16 protein-coding genes are annotated in these 16,913 nt (G+C 26.1%); 6 read left to right on the forward strand and 10 right to left on the reverse strand.

Annotated features, from left to right (window positions below; translation table 4 throughout):
• Positions 1-101: 101 nt before the first annotated feature.
• The 4 genes from FRW55_RS02825 to FRW55_RS02840 are packed head-to-tail and all read right to left on the reverse strand — an operon-like array spanning position 102 to position 5,410.
• A complete protein-coding gene (locus FRW55_RS02825; protein WP_162848284.1) occupies positions 102-1,655 on the reverse strand; it encodes an ATP-binding cassette domain-containing protein in 1,554 nt (517 codons plus the stop codon).
• A complete protein-coding gene (locus FRW55_RS02830) occupies positions 1,645-3,255 on the reverse strand; it encodes an ATP-binding cassette domain-containing protein (RefSeq protein ID WP_146368642.1) in 1,611 nt (536 codons plus the stop codon). The genes FRW55_RS02825 and FRW55_RS02830 overlap by 11 nt, the downstream gene beginning before the upstream one ends.
• Entirely contained in the window at positions 3,239-5,227 is a 1,989-nt protein-coding gene (locus tag FRW55_RS02835) for a class III lanthionine synthetase LanKC N-terminal domain-containing protein (RefSeq protein ID WP_146368643.1), read from the reverse strand. The genes FRW55_RS02830 and FRW55_RS02835 overlap by 17 nt, the downstream gene beginning before the upstream one ends.
• Positions 5,228-5,236: 9 nt before the next feature.
• The gene (locus FRW55_RS02840) at positions 5,237-5,410 is read right to left on the reverse strand and encodes a hypothetical protein (RefSeq protein WP_162848285.1); all 174 of its coding nucleotides are present in this window, start codon (positions 5,408-5,410) and stop codon (positions 5,237-5,239) included.
• 177 nt (positions 5,411-5,587) lie between these two features.
• Here FRW55_RS02840 and FRW55_RS02845 point away from each other — a divergent pair, with 177 nt between their 5' ends.
• A complete protein-coding gene (locus tag FRW55_RS02845; protein ID WP_146368304.1) occupies positions 5,588-6,598 on the forward strand; it encodes an IS30 family transposase in 1,011 nt (336 codons plus the stop codon).
• Positions 6,599-7,376: 778 nt separating this feature from the next.
• Here FRW55_RS02845 and FRW55_RS04110 read toward each other — a convergent pair.
• Positions 7,377-7,550, reverse strand: coding sequence for a hypothetical protein (locus FRW55_RS04110; RefSeq protein ID WP_162848286.1), 174 nt, complete (start codon positions 7,548-7,550; stop codon positions 7,377-7,379).
• Between the two features lie 361 nt (positions 7,551-7,911).
• Entirely contained in the window at positions 7,912-8,241 is a 330-nt protein-coding gene (locus FRW55_RS02850) for a hypothetical protein (protein WP_146368645.1), read from the reverse strand.
• Positions 8,242-8,323: 82 nt separating this feature from the next.
• Here FRW55_RS02850 and FRW55_RS02855 point away from each other — a divergent pair, with 82 nt between their 5' ends.
• The 5 genes from FRW55_RS02855 (at position 8,324) to FRW55_RS02865 (ending at position 11,593) form a co-directional block, all read left to right on the forward strand.
• Entirely contained in the window at positions 8,324-8,944 is a 621-nt protein-coding gene (locus FRW55_RS02855; RefSeq protein ID WP_237025361.1) for a type IV toxin-antitoxin system AbiEi family antitoxin domain-containing protein, read from the forward strand.
• Positions 8,901-9,767, forward strand: a complete 867-nt coding sequence (locus FRW55_RS02860; RefSeq protein WP_201798403.1) for a nucleotidyl transferase AbiEii/AbiGii toxin family protein — start codon at positions 8,901-8,903, stop codon at positions 9,765-9,767. Before FRW55_RS02855 ends, FRW55_RS02860 begins: the two co-directional genes overlap by 44 nt.
• A 404-nt stretch (positions 9,768-10,171) precedes the next feature.
• A complete protein-coding gene (locus tag FRW55_RS04115) occupies positions 10,172-10,330 on the forward strand; it encodes a hypothetical protein (protein ID WP_162848287.1) in 159 nt (52 codons plus the stop codon).
• Positions 10,331-10,398: 68 nt separating this feature from the next.
• Positions 10,399-10,587, forward strand: a complete 189-nt coding sequence (locus FRW55_RS04120) for a cyclophilin-like fold protein (protein ID WP_272898367.1) — start codon at positions 10,399-10,401, stop codon at positions 10,585-10,587.
• 19 nt (positions 10,588-10,606) lie between these two features.
• Positions 10,607-11,593 carry an alpha/beta hydrolase gene (locus tag FRW55_RS02865; RefSeq protein WP_146368646.1) on the forward strand — a complete coding sequence of 329 codons (987 nt, stop codon included), beginning with the start codon at positions 10,607-10,609 and terminating at the stop codon, positions 11,591-11,593.
• A gap of 91 nt (positions 11,594-11,684) precedes the next feature.
• On the opposite strand, the gene lgt is transcribed toward FRW55_RS02865, so the two are convergent.
• The 4 genes from lgt to FRW55_RS02885 are packed head-to-tail and all read right to left on the reverse strand — an operon-like array spanning position 11,685 to position 16,873.
• Positions 11,685-12,644, reverse strand: a complete 960-nt coding sequence (gene lgt, locus FRW55_RS02870; RefSeq protein WP_146368647.1) for a prolipoprotein diacylglyceryl transferase — start codon at positions 12,642-12,644, stop codon at positions 11,685-11,687.
• 1 nt (position 12,645) lies between these two features.
• Entirely contained in the window at positions 12,646-13,569 is a 924-nt protein-coding gene (gene hprK / locus FRW55_RS02875; protein WP_146368648.1) for an HPr(Ser) kinase/phosphatase, read from the reverse strand.
• A gap of 40 nt (positions 13,570-13,609) precedes the next feature.
• Positions 13,610-16,453, reverse strand: coding sequence for an excinuclease ABC subunit UvrA (uvrA, locus tag FRW55_RS02880; RefSeq protein ID WP_146368649.1), 2,844 nt, complete (start codon positions 16,451-16,453; stop codon positions 13,610-13,612).
• Between the two features lie 12 nt (positions 16,454-16,465).
• Positions 16,466-16,873: a hypothetical protein gene (locus FRW55_RS02885; RefSeq protein WP_146368650.1), complete on the reverse strand. Its 408-nt coding sequence runs from the start codon at positions 16,871-16,873 to the stop codon at positions 16,466-16,468.
• Between the last annotated feature and the right edge of the window lie 40 nt (positions 16,874-16,913).

Raw genomic sequence — 16,913 nt, forward strand, 5'->3', positions numbered from 1 at the left:
TATTAAAAAATTAACTTTTTAATAGTTTGAAATTATGATTAAAATTCATATTAAAAAAATAAGTGTTTATTTCACAATTTATGAAACGAAGCACTTATTTTTTATTTTTTATTGAAGTCAACAACTTTTGTAAACATTGAATAATCGTCTTTTTCAATGTGGTGTGAAATCATAATTATTGTTTTATCTAACTTAAATAGCTTATTCATAATCTCATCACGATTTTTCTTATCCAAGTTGCTTAAACTTTCATCTAATATCATAATTTCTTTGTCAACATAAAAACTATTTAAAAGATTAATTCTTTGCTGCTCACCAGTTGAATAATTTTTATTTTCTTCAATTTGATCATTAATAAAGTTTACATTAAATAATTCTTGTAATTCTTTACTTCTGCTTTGATTTTCACTTAGATTAACATTTAAAGTATTTTTACTTTCGACACTGCAATAGTTGAATAAGCTACTTAAGGAATCGTTTTTCTCAACCTTAGTATCATTAACTAAAATGTCGCCTTCAAAATTATCATATAAGTTTAACATAAGTTTTGCTAAAGTACTTTTTCCACATCCGCTTTTTCCGAGTAACAATACTTTATCGCCCTTATTTATAGTTAAATTAAAGTTTTCAAAAACTTTTTTATCATCAAAACTTAAATTAATGTTTTTTAATTCTATTTTTTCAAATTTCTTAAAACTTAAATTATTTGGAACCTTAAATGTTGATAGAAATTTTTTAACTTTGTTTCACAAAGAAATTAATTGGAAGTATCCACCAAAAACTTGAACTGTGAAACTTAATCTCATAGCAAGTGTAGCAAAGTGAACAATAGAAAGGATTAATAGTTCAATACCAATTTTTCCACTTCTGTATAAAAAGAATGCACCAATAAATACGCTTACTTCAATGACTAAATCTAATAAGTTCGCAATATAACTAACTACTGTTTTATTATTTAAATTTTTATTATAACTATTATAAACTGGGGTAATTTTAGTAATAAATTTGTTAACAAAATATTCTTTTTTATTGCTAAAAATAATTAAATTATATACGCTTAAAAAGCGATTAACTTTACTAATAATTGTATTTTTAATTTCAGAATCTTTTTTGGTAAAAGGAGAGTAAAAACTGTAAATAAATAGGTCTTTTACAATTTTAACAACTGTAACACCTAAGAAAATCAATAACAATTCTCAACTTAAAAAACTATAAAGAATAAGGATTCCTGCAACTTCTAAAAATCCACTTAAAAAAGCTGCTGGCAAAATTAACATTTGGGCTATGGTATGACAGTCATTTTCGAGAGTATTTAATATTTGTTCCTTATCAGCATTTTTAATATATCTTGGGTGTGCTTTAGCGATTTGAGCATAAATATCTCTTCTTAAGTGGTAATGACCTCTAAAGATAATCAATAAATAGCACTTTTGTTGAACTATCAAAAATAATAGTGAAATGATGCTGAATCCAGCAAAAACTGCAATTTTAATAATTAGTGAATTAATATCACTTGCAGAATTTCCTGTAATATCTTTAAGTAAAGTTGTGGTTAACCATAGAATAATAACATTAATGATAGAAAAAATTGGAACAATCAATATAGTAAACAAACTTAATTTTCAATTAAGAAATAAATATTTTTTAAGCTTCATTGATTTCTCCATTCTTTATATTAATTAATTGGTCAAATTTATTAATGTGTTCACTATTTAATGTATGCGAAATTATAATTATAGTTTTATCAAGGTTTAATATATAAGGTAAAATTACATCAAAATTCTCTTTATCAATGTTTGAAAAACTTTCGTCAAATAGTAATATTTCTTTGTCGCTCATTAATGCTTGAATAAGAGCTAAACGTTGATTTTGGCCAGTTGAAAACTCTGGGTCTTTATCAACAATTTCATCATCAAGTTTAACTTCCATGTTAAATAATTTAAGCAACTCTTGTACTTTAGTATTTTGAGAATTATTTAATGTTAAGTTCTCATTTAAATTTGACTCAAAGAAATTCATACTTGTAGTAGCTAAAAATGAATTACCTTGAAGACTTTCAAGATTATTAACTACATTATTATTTAATATAATTAACCCAGAACTTATGTCTTCATAGTGACCTGTTAATAATTTTAACAATGTCGATTTACCTGAACCACTTGCACCTGTGATTAAAACTTTATCATTTCTTTTAATTCTTAAATTAATATTTTTTAATATTTCTTTATTTTCTAGAGTTAAACTAACATCTTTAAGTTCAAGCGATTCAAAATTAACAACTTCTTTTTCGTGATTAATCTCAGCATTAAGAATACTTTTTTCAGTTAAATTTACTTTTTCAATAACGTCATTAAATACATTTTTGGCAACTTTAATTACTGTTAGTGCATTAACAATTGAAGTTGAATAAGAGTTAAGCTCAAAAAATTTTGTCATTAAAACTGATAGTGATGCTATAGTAATTAAAGCAGGATTAACTACCCAAACAACCATACTCAAACTTAAAATGATAAATGTATATAGTAAAGCAAACGATTGTAAAACAAATATATAAATTGAATAAATGTTTGAAAGGTTATTGATCTTTTTATAGATTTTATTTTCTAATGAGTTTGCATATGAATTTGCCAATTCGTTTGAACGACTATTTATAGAACTAGTAAAAAGATATTCAATATATTTTTGACTTTCCGCCATTGGAATTGTATATAAAGTTTTTTGTAAGTCAGAAACTTTGTTTAGCTTGTGTCTTAGTAAGTAAATAATAATTAAATAAATTATAAATGCTGGTAAAGTATAACTTATAGTTATTGGTGAAATCACACTCGCCGCAACTATAATAGCCAAGAATGATAAAACTGATTTAAGTAGTGTGAATACTTGTAGAACATATTCATTAACATATTTAAATGGTGCTTGAGTTAGTATGTAAAATCAGTCATTTCTTTCATACTTTATACTTTCAGATAATTTTAAATTAGCATAACTAGTATAAATTTTCTTGCTTATAAATAAGTTTATTCTGGTAGCTAGTTTATTTTGAAAAATACTATAAATAAATGAAATGATTATTGATAGTACTAATAATCCTAAATAAATTAATAAATATTTTGTGCTCTCATCAGTTAATGATAAAGTTAAATAATTTATTAAAATACCATAAAAATATGAAATAACAAATTCAATTGCAAAAAGGATTAATAATAAGGTAAAAATTAATGTTGAAATACCTTTGAGTTTAAATAAATATTTCATTTCTTATCCCTTTCTTTTTAATTTTTTTACATAAGTTATGAAATATTGACAGTTCAAATTCTGAAATAACGTCTTTATCAACACCATCATTAAAATTATTGATTGCAAAAATACTCATTAGTTCTAATTGTTCACTTAATTTTAATAACAATTTCTTATCATTGAATAAATTGAAAACCATAAATTGAACAAGCATAATTCCTGTAAGACCATTATAAATTGAAAATTTATTTGCAAAACTATCTGTTAATGAATTAGACAACTCAAGGATTTTACTTTTAACATTTTCATCTTTTTGAATATATTTAAAATACAATATTAAGCAAAATAAATAACCAGCAGTTCCATCTATAAAATAAGGTGAAAGATAAGAATTATTATTGTTATAATAAATTTTATTTTCAACTTTTACCATTTTTTCTTCATACTTGAGTAAAAGTTCATTTATTTTTTGTTTATCATTTTTTCAGTTAAGTTTTAACATTGCATTGAAGAATTCTAAAAATACAAAATCTTTAGTTCTTATATTGATTCCGCCCATTTTAACAATTTTTTTAAAATTATATCTTGAATGATTTGCAAATTGATTTAGTTTAAATAACTTATCTTTATTTTTATAAAAACTTATTAATCAAAAATATAGCTCATCCAAATTAAAATCAGTTCTTAATTTCGAATTAGGATTAAATGAAATTAATTCATCTTTTATTTTAGGTCAACTATCTGTTTTTTTATTTTTCAATATTTCAAAATAGTTGTTTAAATCATTATCTTTATTACAAGTTTCTAGAAATAATAAATAAATGCAATAATCGATTTTATTGACTTTTAATAATTTATAGAAAAATGATTTTAATCTTTGTTCAGTTAAATTTTCAAAGAGATGGACTTCATTTGTAAAGTATTGATAAATAAAATTTCTTAATTCTAGATTGTTTATGTCTCAGCTTTGTTTTTTAAGTTCACAATGATCCAAATCAATAAAGTAAAGTTTATTTTCATTTCTATTTCAAATCAAATTTCTCGGAACAATATCTATAAAACTTAACTCATTGTTTTTGCTTAATAATTCTAGTAATTGTTCAAAAATTAAATAAAAATTTTTCACATGTGAATTTTTTTCTTTATTAAAATCATAAAAACAAGAAAATTCATCAACTTGATCAGAAATTTTAGTTCCATCCATAAATTCTCAAACTGTAAATAAATCATTTTCAACATTGAAGTTTTCAATATGATTTGCAAAGTTTGACTTATTAATTAATTTATTATAGAAAAGTACTTCATCATTTTTTCTTTTTGTTGATTCAACAAAATGGCTTGTAAAAGTTCCGTATTTGGCGTGTTTTATAATATATTTTTCTTCATTAAAAGTTGCTAAATAAGTTAATGATGATGTTTTTTTATTTAAAATATTTAATATTTTATACTTATTATTAAGCAAAAATTCTTGACTATTTTCACTAACATACAAGTCAGAAACACCTTCAGGTAAATCAAAAAATTTTCTATCGTCATCACTATTGTTGTTTTTTCTAAAATCACCATATCTATAATAAACAATTTCCGAATTAGGTACTTTTTTATCACTAAATATATCAAGGCCTTTGTAATTTTTAAGCATATCAGATAATTTATTCGCTAATTCTTGTTCATTATTTTCTAAATAAATTGTTATAAATTTGCAAGAATTCTCAAGACTTGTTAAATCCGAATAATTCTCCATTAACTTTTCTTTATTTTTTATAAATTTAAATGACAAATTGTTTTTAACACAAAAATTAGTGCATATTAATAACACCTCATTTACATTTTCAATATATGGAGAAATATGTAATTTAAAGCCCTGATTTTTGTTTGAATTAGAGAGTGAATTTTCTAAATATGTATAATTTTCATCATCAATTAAGACATAGGTGTGATTCACCATTAGTCTTATTTGATCAAAATAACTTTGACTGTAATTAGACATTATTTTCTCCTAATCTTGTTTTATTGTACATTTTCAGGTAAATCCACAAACAATTGTTATGTATGCTTTTCCATAAACATCAATTACTAAACCATTTCTTGATAATTTTACATTCACTTTGTTTGCAATATTTTCTCTCTTGTTTACCTCTTTTACATAACTGTTTAAAACTGCTAAAGTCATTTTTACCCTTTCAAAACAAAAAGACCCACAATATGGGCCTTCCTTGATTATACTTTCAAGTGCAAACATGTTTGTGTTTGTACTTTTTAGTTTAAATTAGTTTAAAATAAAAAAAGAGAAACTAACCAAAACTAAACAATGTTTCTCTTTTAACCCTTAAATTTGAAATGAGGTCATATGAATTATACACAATTAAAACCAGAAGAGAGATTAATTATTCAAATCAACTATGGTTTCAAAACATTAAAAGAAATTGCAGAAATGTTAAGAAGATCTGTAAGTACAATCTCTAGAGAAGTTAAACGAAATTCGAATATCTACGGTGAATATGATGCTGCATATGCTAATAAAAAAACAAAAATTCGAAAATGCTATTCAAGGAATCATAATGCTTTTGCAAACAAAGAATTTAATGATTTCTTTACTGAACACTATGAAAAAAATTATCATGGCGTTGAAGCTACTCTTAAACTTTATCAGGAAAAAACAGGTAAAAAAGGTTATTCTATTAGAACTCTTTACAAATGAATTAAATTAAATATTTGAGTCCTGAAAATGAAAAACCGTTTAAGAAAAGGGTATGTTAAGAATGGTAAAAGAAAGACTGATTATAAGATTAGATTAACGCATGGTAACAAGTTTGTTTTCCCTATACCTATGCGGCCTAAAAGTATAGAAACTAGAGAAAAATGGGGTCATTGAGAAATTGACTTAGTTATTGGAAGAAAGGGAAAAGGGTATCACAACTTACTAACTTTAACAGAGAGAAAAACACGTTTTACCATTATAAAAAAGGTCACTAGCAAATTTTGATTTGAGATAAACAAGGTGCTGAATGAAATAATTAAGGATTATCCATTTCCATTTTTATCAATAACTTCAGATAATGGATTTGAATTTCAAGCCTTAGGATTAGTAGCCTATAAAAATGACTTATTAATTTATAAAGCACAACCATATTGTTCATTTCAAAGAGGTTCAAATGAACATTTTAATGGACTAATTCGTAGAAAATTCAAAAAAGGATTTGATTTTACAGAATTAACTGATGAAGAAGTTCAAGAACTTCAAGATGAAATAAACAATATGCCAAGAAAAATTTTTGGTTTTAAATCTTCTAGAGAAATGGCTGAACAAGAGTTAAATATAGAAATGATTTTACTAGATCTTTTACCTAATCTTGAATAATAAAATGTGGTCTTTGACCACATATATCCCAATTTCAACCACAATACGTTTTACATAATATTTTGTTGATAAACTTTCCACTCAAACGCCGTGGAGAGGCTTTTGATTTTTTCTGTTATTAAACCACACTTCTAATATGGTTCTTTTTCTCTACGCTCAGTCGCCGCTCTGGCTTTTCTTTTTAAAAATTTATAGGGAAACGTCCTAACGGACTGATCCGCTCAAGCGCCGCGGGGCTTCTTTTCTCAAAAAATCTACCAATTTTACTGTAAAATATTGTTAAGAGAAGCGTTTGCACTTCAAGGTTTAAAAAAGGTTATAGGGAAACGTCCTAACGGACTGATCCGCTCAAGCGCCGCGGGGCTTCTTTTCTCAAAAAATCTACCAATTTTACTGTAAAATATTGTTAAGAGAAGCGTTTGCACTTCAAGGTTTAAAAAAGGAAGACCCACAATATGGGCCTTTTGTTGTATAACATAGTTTATTCATATATTACAATTAAACGCCCAAAAATAGATTATCAATAATAATCTTCTTAACAATAATTTGAGCATATTGTTTAACCATAACGATAATATTTTACCTTAAAAAGTTAAACTCTTTTGAAAGTTTTTAGTTTTTTAATTCGGTATGAAATAGAAAAGTCATTTAACAATGCATTTTAATCAAAGTCCTAGAAGTACGTTAGTGTTTCAATTTATATAAATATAATGCTTTTTTTATATAAAAAAGCACACCAAAATAATCGGTATGACCGATTTTAGAATTTTTAGTAAAACTATTGATTAATGAGTGTTAAATATTCATTAATTCTTTTGATCATTGCATAAATTTGCTTATTTGTGAATTTATCCATAGAAACACCTTTAGGAATAAACCTTCTAATGTGTCTGTGAATATTTTCTTTTGAGTTTTTTTGATATGGACAATATGCATCCGTAAAAAAGAACATTCATACAACAATTGCTGTATGACTGTTCTTTTTTAATTAGTCCATTTTATTACCTAATATAGGTATAAATCTTTAAATATAAAATTTAAAAAATGTATTGGTTCTAAATAATCTATAAATAAGGTTAATAAGTTTTATTGATATTATTTCACTTTCACTTTTTTCCTTATTTCACTTTCACTTTTTTCATACATAATAGGAAATAAAAAACCAGATTTTTCTATTTAAATGTTTCTTTTGTTTGTTACTATACAAATGATTAAAAAACTATTGAATAATTAAAATTGATTATATACTTAGTTTCTATTTACTGTACTCACTAATTTATTAATCATATTATTGTTTAGATTTTCCAATATTGTTAATAGGAATTTAAGTAATATTTCATTTTTTTGAAATCTTTTGTAAAAATATTATTTATTTCTGAATTAATTCATTCCCAATTTTCTGATATAAAATTATAAAAATCTTTTATATCTGATGTTATGTTAAAGAATTGATTGAAACTATTTCTAAAAACTTTATTTTCACACAACTTATCAATATTTGTTAATAGACAAAACCCTTCATTAACAAACCTTGTGATATGGTTAAGCATGTAAAAGTCTGATTTGCTTGCAACTACATTTTTATCCAAAAAACTCCCAGCATATTTTAGATTTAATATTTTCTGTACATTAGTTGTTATCATGCCATCTACTTTTCAATTATCTATAAATATTTTGAAGACTATTATTGTTGCTTTTACACTTTAAAACTGATATAATATATGTGTGAAAGCAACAATTAAAAAATTCAATATAGGATACAAGAAAAAAATAGAAAATTATCTTAAAGAATCAGGTGGTATTATAACGACTTCATACTGTAGAGAACACAATATTCCAACCATATACATTAATCGTTTATTGAAGGAAGGAAAAATAAGCAGAATTGCAAGAGGTGTTTATATAACAAAATGAGGCAATTATGATGATTTGTTTCTTATTCAACATCAGTATAAAAAAGTTATTTTTTCATATGAAATTGCACTCTACTTACTTGGTCAAACTGATAAAATACCATGAAATATAGATATTTCTGTATATAACGGTTATAAATTCAACAAAAAAGATAATAAGTTAAATATTCATTATGTAAAAAAATCGATATATAATCTAGGTGTTATTAAAAAAACAACTATGTTTGGAAATGAGGTAAGACTTTATTCGTACGAAAGAATATTGTGTGATTTCATTGCAAACAAAAAAGAAATGGATATAGAAGTTTATGTAAATCTCATTCGTTCTTACTCTGAATATAAAGAAAAAGATATACATTCACTTTATAAAATTGCTAAACAAATGGGAATTGAAAGAAAAGTTAGAGAAATTATGGAGGTATTTTATTACTAAAGAAAAATTAACATATATTTGTCGTAAAATTAGTGAAGATACTGGAGTATCGTTTAATTCAGTTATGTTATGCTACTTTTTAGAAAGTATATTAAAAAAGCTTGCTACGAGCAAATATAAAGGAAAATTTATTTTTAAGGGTGGGTTTTTATTATCAAATGTAGTTGGTATAAACACAAGAACCACAACAGATATTGATTTTCTTCTTCACAATTTAGAGTTATCTAAGCAGAATGTTATTCAAATATTAAATGAAGTTTTTGAACCTCAAAAATCAGATGTTGTATTTTACGAATTGCGAAGTATTGAATCAATTAAAAAAGAAGATGAATACGGAGGATTTCGTGTAAGTGTATTATGTAAAATGGAAAACATAAAACAAATTATTCCACTTGATATTGCTACTGGAGATATTATTACTCCACATCCGATAGATTATAAATATATAAGTTCATTTGATTCTGATGAAATAAGGATTAAAGCATATCCTTTAGAAACAATGCTTGCCGAAAAAATACACACTATTTACGACAAAGGATTTTTAAACAGCAGAAGTAAAGACTACTATGATCTTTATATAATTTATAAATTAAAACAAAAAGAAGTGAATTGAAAAATATTAAAGGATGCGTGCATTAAAACCTTTAAATATCGAAAAACAGAATTTAATATAAGAAAAATTATAGATTTATTGGAAGATTTAAGAAATGATGATTCTTTCTTGGAAAGATGAAAATCTTATTCTATTAAAAATAATTTTGTCAAAGAAACAACATTTGAAGAAATAATAGATAACAACATAGAATTGATTAAAAAAATATAAATACTTAAAATGATTATACACTGAGTTAATTACTCAGTTTTTATTTCATTTATTTTGAGATTGAAATAGTTTTAAAAAAGATATTTATAACACATTTAAATAAAAGTATTTATAAATAATCAAACATCAGTTTTATACATAAAATACTATAAATAAGTTTAATAAGTACTTTTATTTCTATTGCACCTTCACTTTTTTCCTTATTTCACTCTCACTTTTACTAACACAGAGTTTTGTAGTAATATAAATAATTTTTAGGACGATTTATCATTATTTATATTTCGACAAATTTGTTTGAATTATTATTTAATAGAATTTAAAAGAATTTAATATGAAAAAAATTATAAAAAAAACTAATTGTTTTACTTACATTAATTACTTCTGCAACCATTGTTGCATCATTCATGATAGTTAATAAAACTAAAAAGAATTATGATAATAGTAATTCTAAAAATACTGAGAAAGAATTGAATAACATGATAGTTAAAATTAATAATAAAAAATTTACTATAACATTAGAACAAAATACGACAACAAATGAATTAAAAAAACTTATAAATTAAAATGGTTCATTAATAGTAATGTTTAGCGATTATGGCGGATTTGAAAAAGTTGGTTACTTCAAAAGAAACTGCCTCACAATGATAAATATATGAGAACCGAAGTCGGTGATATTGTATTATATGACTCGAACAAAATTGTAATTTTTTATGGAAGCAATTCTTGAAGTTACACAAAAATAGGTAGAATAAATGAAATTTCTGAATTCAAACATATTTTAAGTTCCGGAACTCAAGAAATTGTATTTGAATTAGAATAATTAAAGGAGAAAATAATAAATGACAAATTTAGAATGAAATAAAACATTTAAAAAATACGAAGAAGTAGAATGTCAAAAGGTTTCATTTACAAATAGATATGGAATTGAAATTGTTGCTGATATGTATTACCCAAGAAATACAAATGATAAACTTCCTGCTTTAGCTGTTAGCGGACCATTTGGTGCTGTTAAAGAACAATGTTCTGGTTTATATGGGCAAGAAATGGCTAAAAGAGGTTTTGTATCTGTTGTATTTGACCCATCATTTACAGGCGAAAGTGGTGGAAATCCAAGAAATATGGCTTTGCCTGATATTAACACTGAAGATTTTCAATCAGCAGTAGATTTTCTTTCAAATAACAAGAAAGTTGAGCAATATAAAATCGGAATTATTGGTGTTTGTGGTTGAGGTGGTCTAGCTTTGAACACAGCTGCTATTGATACAAGAGTTAAAGCAACTTTGGTTTCAACAATGTATGATATGTCTCGTTTAAATGCTAATGGATATTTTGATGGAGAAAACACCAAAGAACATCGTCATAGCAAAAAGTTAACCTTAAATAATTTAAGAACCAGAGAATTTAAGACAAAAAACTACTCTAGAATGGGCGGGTGTTTGGAAATTCCTGTTGATGAAAGTATGCCTCTATTTGTTAAAGAATATAGTGACTATTACAAAAGAAAAGATAGAGGTTATCATGAAAGAAGTCTAAATTCTAATCAAGGTTGGAATTCTATCGGATCTATGTCGTTTATAAATCAACCAATTTTACAATATAGCAATGAAATTCGTTCTGCTGTGCTTATGATTCATGGTGACAAGGCACATTCATATTATTTTGCTAAAGATGCATACGAGAATATGTTAAAAGGTAATAAATACACAGAAAATAAATTTTTTTTACCTATAAAAGACGCAAACCACGTTGACTTATATGACGGTGGAAACAAACATTTTATCCCATTTGATAAAATTGAAGAATTTTTTAAAAAATATTTATCATAATAGAAGTGCAAATTAATATTTGCATTTTTTATTTTTATTGGTTCCTGAAATTACAAAAATAAAAGACCTTTTTAAGGTCTTATATAGTTTATTATTTAAGTTTAGCTAAAAATTTCTTGAATGTAAATTTACTTTCAACAGTTTTTTCACTTGCATATTCTCAATCTCAATAGTACGATTTTTTAACTCTTATATAGTTTGTTCTACTAAAGAATTCAAAGTAAACAAATACAAGAAGTCCGACAATAGCAAATATGATTGAAACAACAATATAAAGATTATACGAATCTTGACGATAAGGTTCCATAATACTACGAACTATACCATAGTGGATAAAATACAATCCTGAAGTAGCACCAGGTTTAAAAATTCCAAATAAATTAAATATTCAAACGATAATCAAGTATCCAATTATGTTTGCAATACCTTCATAAAGGAATAAAGGATAACGATATGCTGCAACACCTTGTCCGTATAATGATTCACTTAAATTGTCAATTATGTACATATTTTGTGCAAAACTTTTACCAAAAATTAATGAACTTTGTCCTGAATAATCAATTCTACCGTAAAGTTCATGGTTAGCAAAGTTACCTCAACGTCCTATGAATTGACCAATTAAAATTGTCGGAATGATGTACGAAGCAACTTTACGCATGTCGATAACATCTCTCTGGGTATAACCATATCATAAATCTAAGATAACAGCGAGAATAACACCACCTTGAATCGAAAGTCCCCCATCTCAGATTGCGTATCAGTGTGAACCTGCAAATGGATTAGGTGAATAAAGTAATTCTTCGACCACAAAACCTAAACGAGCCCCAATGATTGCAGAAGGAACAGTAATTAAAATAAAAGTCATTAAAATTTCAATTTTATATTTTGCACGATATCAGAAAAATGCAATTGATAAAATCGAAGCTATGATACCAAGCATAATCATCAATGAATAAACTCTAAAATCATATGAACCAATGCTAAATAAAGGGGTATTTGCACCAGCACGAATTCCTACTTCAGGAACTCAAATTGGAGTAGGCTGATTCATTTTAATTCTCCCTTCTTGACTCTATTGTTTTAATTACATCATATCCATCATGTCTAGCTAGATAAGTGCTTACCGCTGCTTCTATTAGTGAAGCAGTGTTACTTCCATCTTTTACTGGAATTCTAATTTTTTTGATTTTAGTATTTAATATTGTATAAGTAAGGATTTGTGTACCAAGTCTGTCTAATGAGTTTTGTTCGGTTTTTTCAACTAATTCAATTACTAACTGAATTTGACATTTAGAAGCTACTGAACGAATTCCATATGTATATTTAACATCAATGATTCCAATTCCGCGAACTTCCAAGAAATTTCTTGTTATCTCAGGACTTCTACCATAGACAACACCACCGATGTTTTTAATTAAAACTGCATCATCAGAAATAAAGATATTACCTTTTTGGATTAAGTCAAGCGTTGCTTCAGACTTACCTAAACCTGATTGACCTATTATTAGTACACCAACTCCTCCGACTTGAACTAAACTACCATGAATTTGTGTCTCTTCAGCAAAGAAACTATTTAATTGAGAACCGATGGTTGTTGTAATAGTTGAATTAGAATGATTTGTTATACAAACAGGAATTTTAAATTCATTTGCCGATTCCACTATTCAAGGAATGACATCAGGACTAACTCCTTTTGAAAGAATTACAAGTGGTGGTGTGTATTTAAATACAAATCTAAGTGCTTCACAGGTTTTTTCTTTTCCAATTGATAAAAATCATGTACTTTCGGTTGTTCCTCAAGAAATAATGTTTTTTTGAATATAAGGATGATCAATAAATTGAGCTAATTCAAGACCTACACGCTTAATCGCAGGAGCTTTGACATCTAAAAAGTTTGGATTAGACTCAAAATTAATTACATCTAAGTTGTACATGTCGATGATTTTTTTGGAATTTATACTTTTATTATTACTCATTTTTTCCTTACTAATTATTAATATTTATTATTATATTGTATTATTTTTCTTTTAATAGTATTTGTTTAAGGAATGAACCAGTATAACTATTTTCATTTTCAGCAACTTGTTCGGGTGTTCCAGAAGCAACAACTTGACCGCCATTAATTCCGCCATCAGGTCCTAAATCAATAATATAGTCTGCTGATTTTATTACATCTAAATTATGTTCGATAACCACAACTGAATCACCATTATCGACAATTCTATTCAATATTTTTAGTAATTTAGAAACATCATGAGTATGCAATCCTGTGGTTGGTTCATCTAAAACATAAATAGTTTTACCTGTAGGTTTCTTTTGTAAATAAAGGGCTAATTTAATTCTTTGTGCTTCTCCACCACTAAGAGTAGTTGAACTTTGACCTAGTTTTACGTAACCGAGACCAACATCGTACATAATTTGTAAAATATCTTTAATTTTAGCTTTGTTTTCAAAAACTTGGAGTGCTTCTTCAACAGTTAAATCTAAAATTTCAGCAATATTTAACCCGTGATATCTAATTTCAAGTGTTTCTTGTTTAAATCTAGTTCCATCACAATCATCACAAGGAGTATAAACATCTGGTAAAAAGTGCATTTCTATTTTTATATAACCTTCACCGAAACATTTTTCACAACGTCCACCTTGCACATTAAAACTAAATTGAGATTTTGTGTAGCCACGTGCACGTGCTTCTTCAACATTACTAAAAATTTCTCTAATTAAATCAAATACACCAACATAAGTTGCTGGATTAGATCTAGGAGTTCTTCCGATAGGAGTTTGTGAAACTGCTATTAATTTATCAATGTTAAATAAACCATTAATTGACTTAAATTTAGCTTTTTTAATGTACTCAGTATTTCCTTTACTTATTGTACTTTGAACGCCATTGACTAAAATATCATTAATTAAAGTAGACTTACCTGAACCAGAAACCCCTGTAACACAAACAAATTTACCAAGCGGAATTGTAACATCGATATCTTTAAGATTGTTTTCTTTTGCTCCTTTAATTGTTACAACTTTTCCATTTCCACTTCTACGAGATTTTGGAACTGGGATAAATTTTTCACCAGAGAGATATTGTCCGGTAATAGATTCTTTGGCTTTAGCAATGTCTTCTACAGTTCCTTGAGCCACAACTTTACCACCATGAACACCAGCTTCTGGACCTATGTCAACGATATAATCAGCTGAAAAAATCGTTTCTTCGTCATGTTCAACCACAATTAATGAATTACCTAAATCAACCATTTCTCTTAATGCTTTTATTAATTTTTGATTATCTCTTTGGTGTAATCCGATCGATGGTTCATCAAGTACATAAAGTACTCCAGAGAGTTTGGAACCAATTTGAGTTGCTAATCTAATTCTTTGTGCTTCTCCACCACTAAGAGTTTCAGCATTTCTGTCAAGTGTTAAATATTCTAAACCAACATTTTTAAGGAAACTTAATCTAGAGTTAATTTCACTTAAAATAAGACTTGAAATAGTTTTTTCATTTTCAGATAAATTTAAGTTTTCGACAAAAATTAAACAATCAGAAATCGACATTTGAGTAACTTGATAAATATTTTTATCATTAATTAATACTGCAAGTGCTTTATCATTTAGTCTTGACCCTTTACATACTGAACAACTAAAAGTTCCCATGTATTTTTTAAGTCAATCTCTAATTCTTTCACTCGAAGTGTCATAATATTGATTTTCAACTTTAGTTAAAACACCCTCAATTTGTTTTTTTCTTCTTGAAACATTACCGCTTGTTGAAGTTAAAACATATTCAATTTCTTCTTCAGAACCATACTTGATTATTTCTAATTCTTCTTTGGTAAATTCTTCGATTGGTTTGTTAGTAGGAATATTGTAATGTTTTAGTAGCACTTCAAATTCTTGTCATTCCAAATTAGAAGTGTTTACTGTGTTTTGAAAGATTTTTATTGCACCTTGGTCAATAGTTCTTCAAGGTTCAGGAACTAATGCATCAAAATCAGCTTTGATATCAACACCTATACCTCTACAATGATGACACATTCCATTTGGAGCATTGAAAGAAAATAATTTAGTTTCAATTTTAGGCATGTCAAAATCTTTATAAACACAAGAGTGATTTTTTGAATATAACTTTTCGATGTTTTTATCAATATTTTCTATTTTTAGTAAACCATTAGAAATCTTGAAAGCAATTTCAATTGCTTGTGTAATTCTTAATTTGTTATTTTCATCAACTTTAACTCTATCAATCACCAAATCAATTGTATGACGTGAGTTTTTATCCAGGTCAATTTTATCTTCAAATTTATAGGTTATTCCATCAATTCTAACTCTTACATAACCTTCACTTTTATATCTTTCAAGTAAGTTTTTATGAGTTCCTTTTTCGTTATCTACAAGTGGTGCATAAATAATCAATTTCTCTTCTAAATTTTCTTCTATAACCTTATTTATAATACTTTTTGAAGTTTGAGAAGATATTAATATCTTATGTTTTGGACAATATGGCTTACCAATTCTAGCAAAAAGCAATCTAAAGTAATCATATAATTCAGTTACTGTACCAACTGTAGAACGTGGGTTATTATGTGTAGTTTTTTGTTCGATTGAAATTGATGGAGATAGTCCTTCGATACTGTCAACATCCGGTTTACTAGTTCCACCCAAAAACATTCTTGCATATGAACTTAGAGAATCAACATATCTTCTTCTACCTTCTTCATAAATTGTGTTAAAGGCAAGAGAACTTTTCCCTGAACCACTTAATCCAGTGAAAACAACTAATTTGTTTTTTGGGATAGTAAGACTAATATTTTTTAAGTTATTTTCTCTTGCTCCTTTAATAATAATTTCTTGATTTTTCATTTTCTCTCCAAATTATTCCGGTAAATTACATCCATTGAATGGTTCAAATTTGAATGACATTTTTTTAATTTTGTTCATTTCTTCTTCGCTAAAAATATTTAGTTCAACAAGATTTTTTATATCTTTAGTTGTTCCAACAAGTTCAAGATATGTAAACTTCTTATTCATTTCTTCTTCGGTTAATTTCACATTTTTTCTTTTAATCAATTCAAATAATGTTTTATGAAACTCTTTTAATGCCTTAGAAGTTTCCTTTAATGTATTAATATTGTTCTTTGTTAATACATTTTTTTCTTCTTCAGTTAAATCAGACACTGCAGATAAAATTTTTCTTAGTGCATCATAAACTGAAACAACTGTTAAAGTCAAATCATTTATTATGTCTTTATTTTCTTTAATTTCTTCTACTGAATATCACATATTTCTCCTTAAAAAGTTAATTTTTTGTAAATATTATTTA

The organism is Mycoplasma anserisalpingitidis (genome assembly GCF_007859615.1).
Classification (GTDB): Bacteria; Bacillota_I; Bacilli_A; order Mycoplasmatales; family Metamycoplasmataceae; genus Mycoplasmopsis; species Mycoplasmopsis anserisalpingitidis.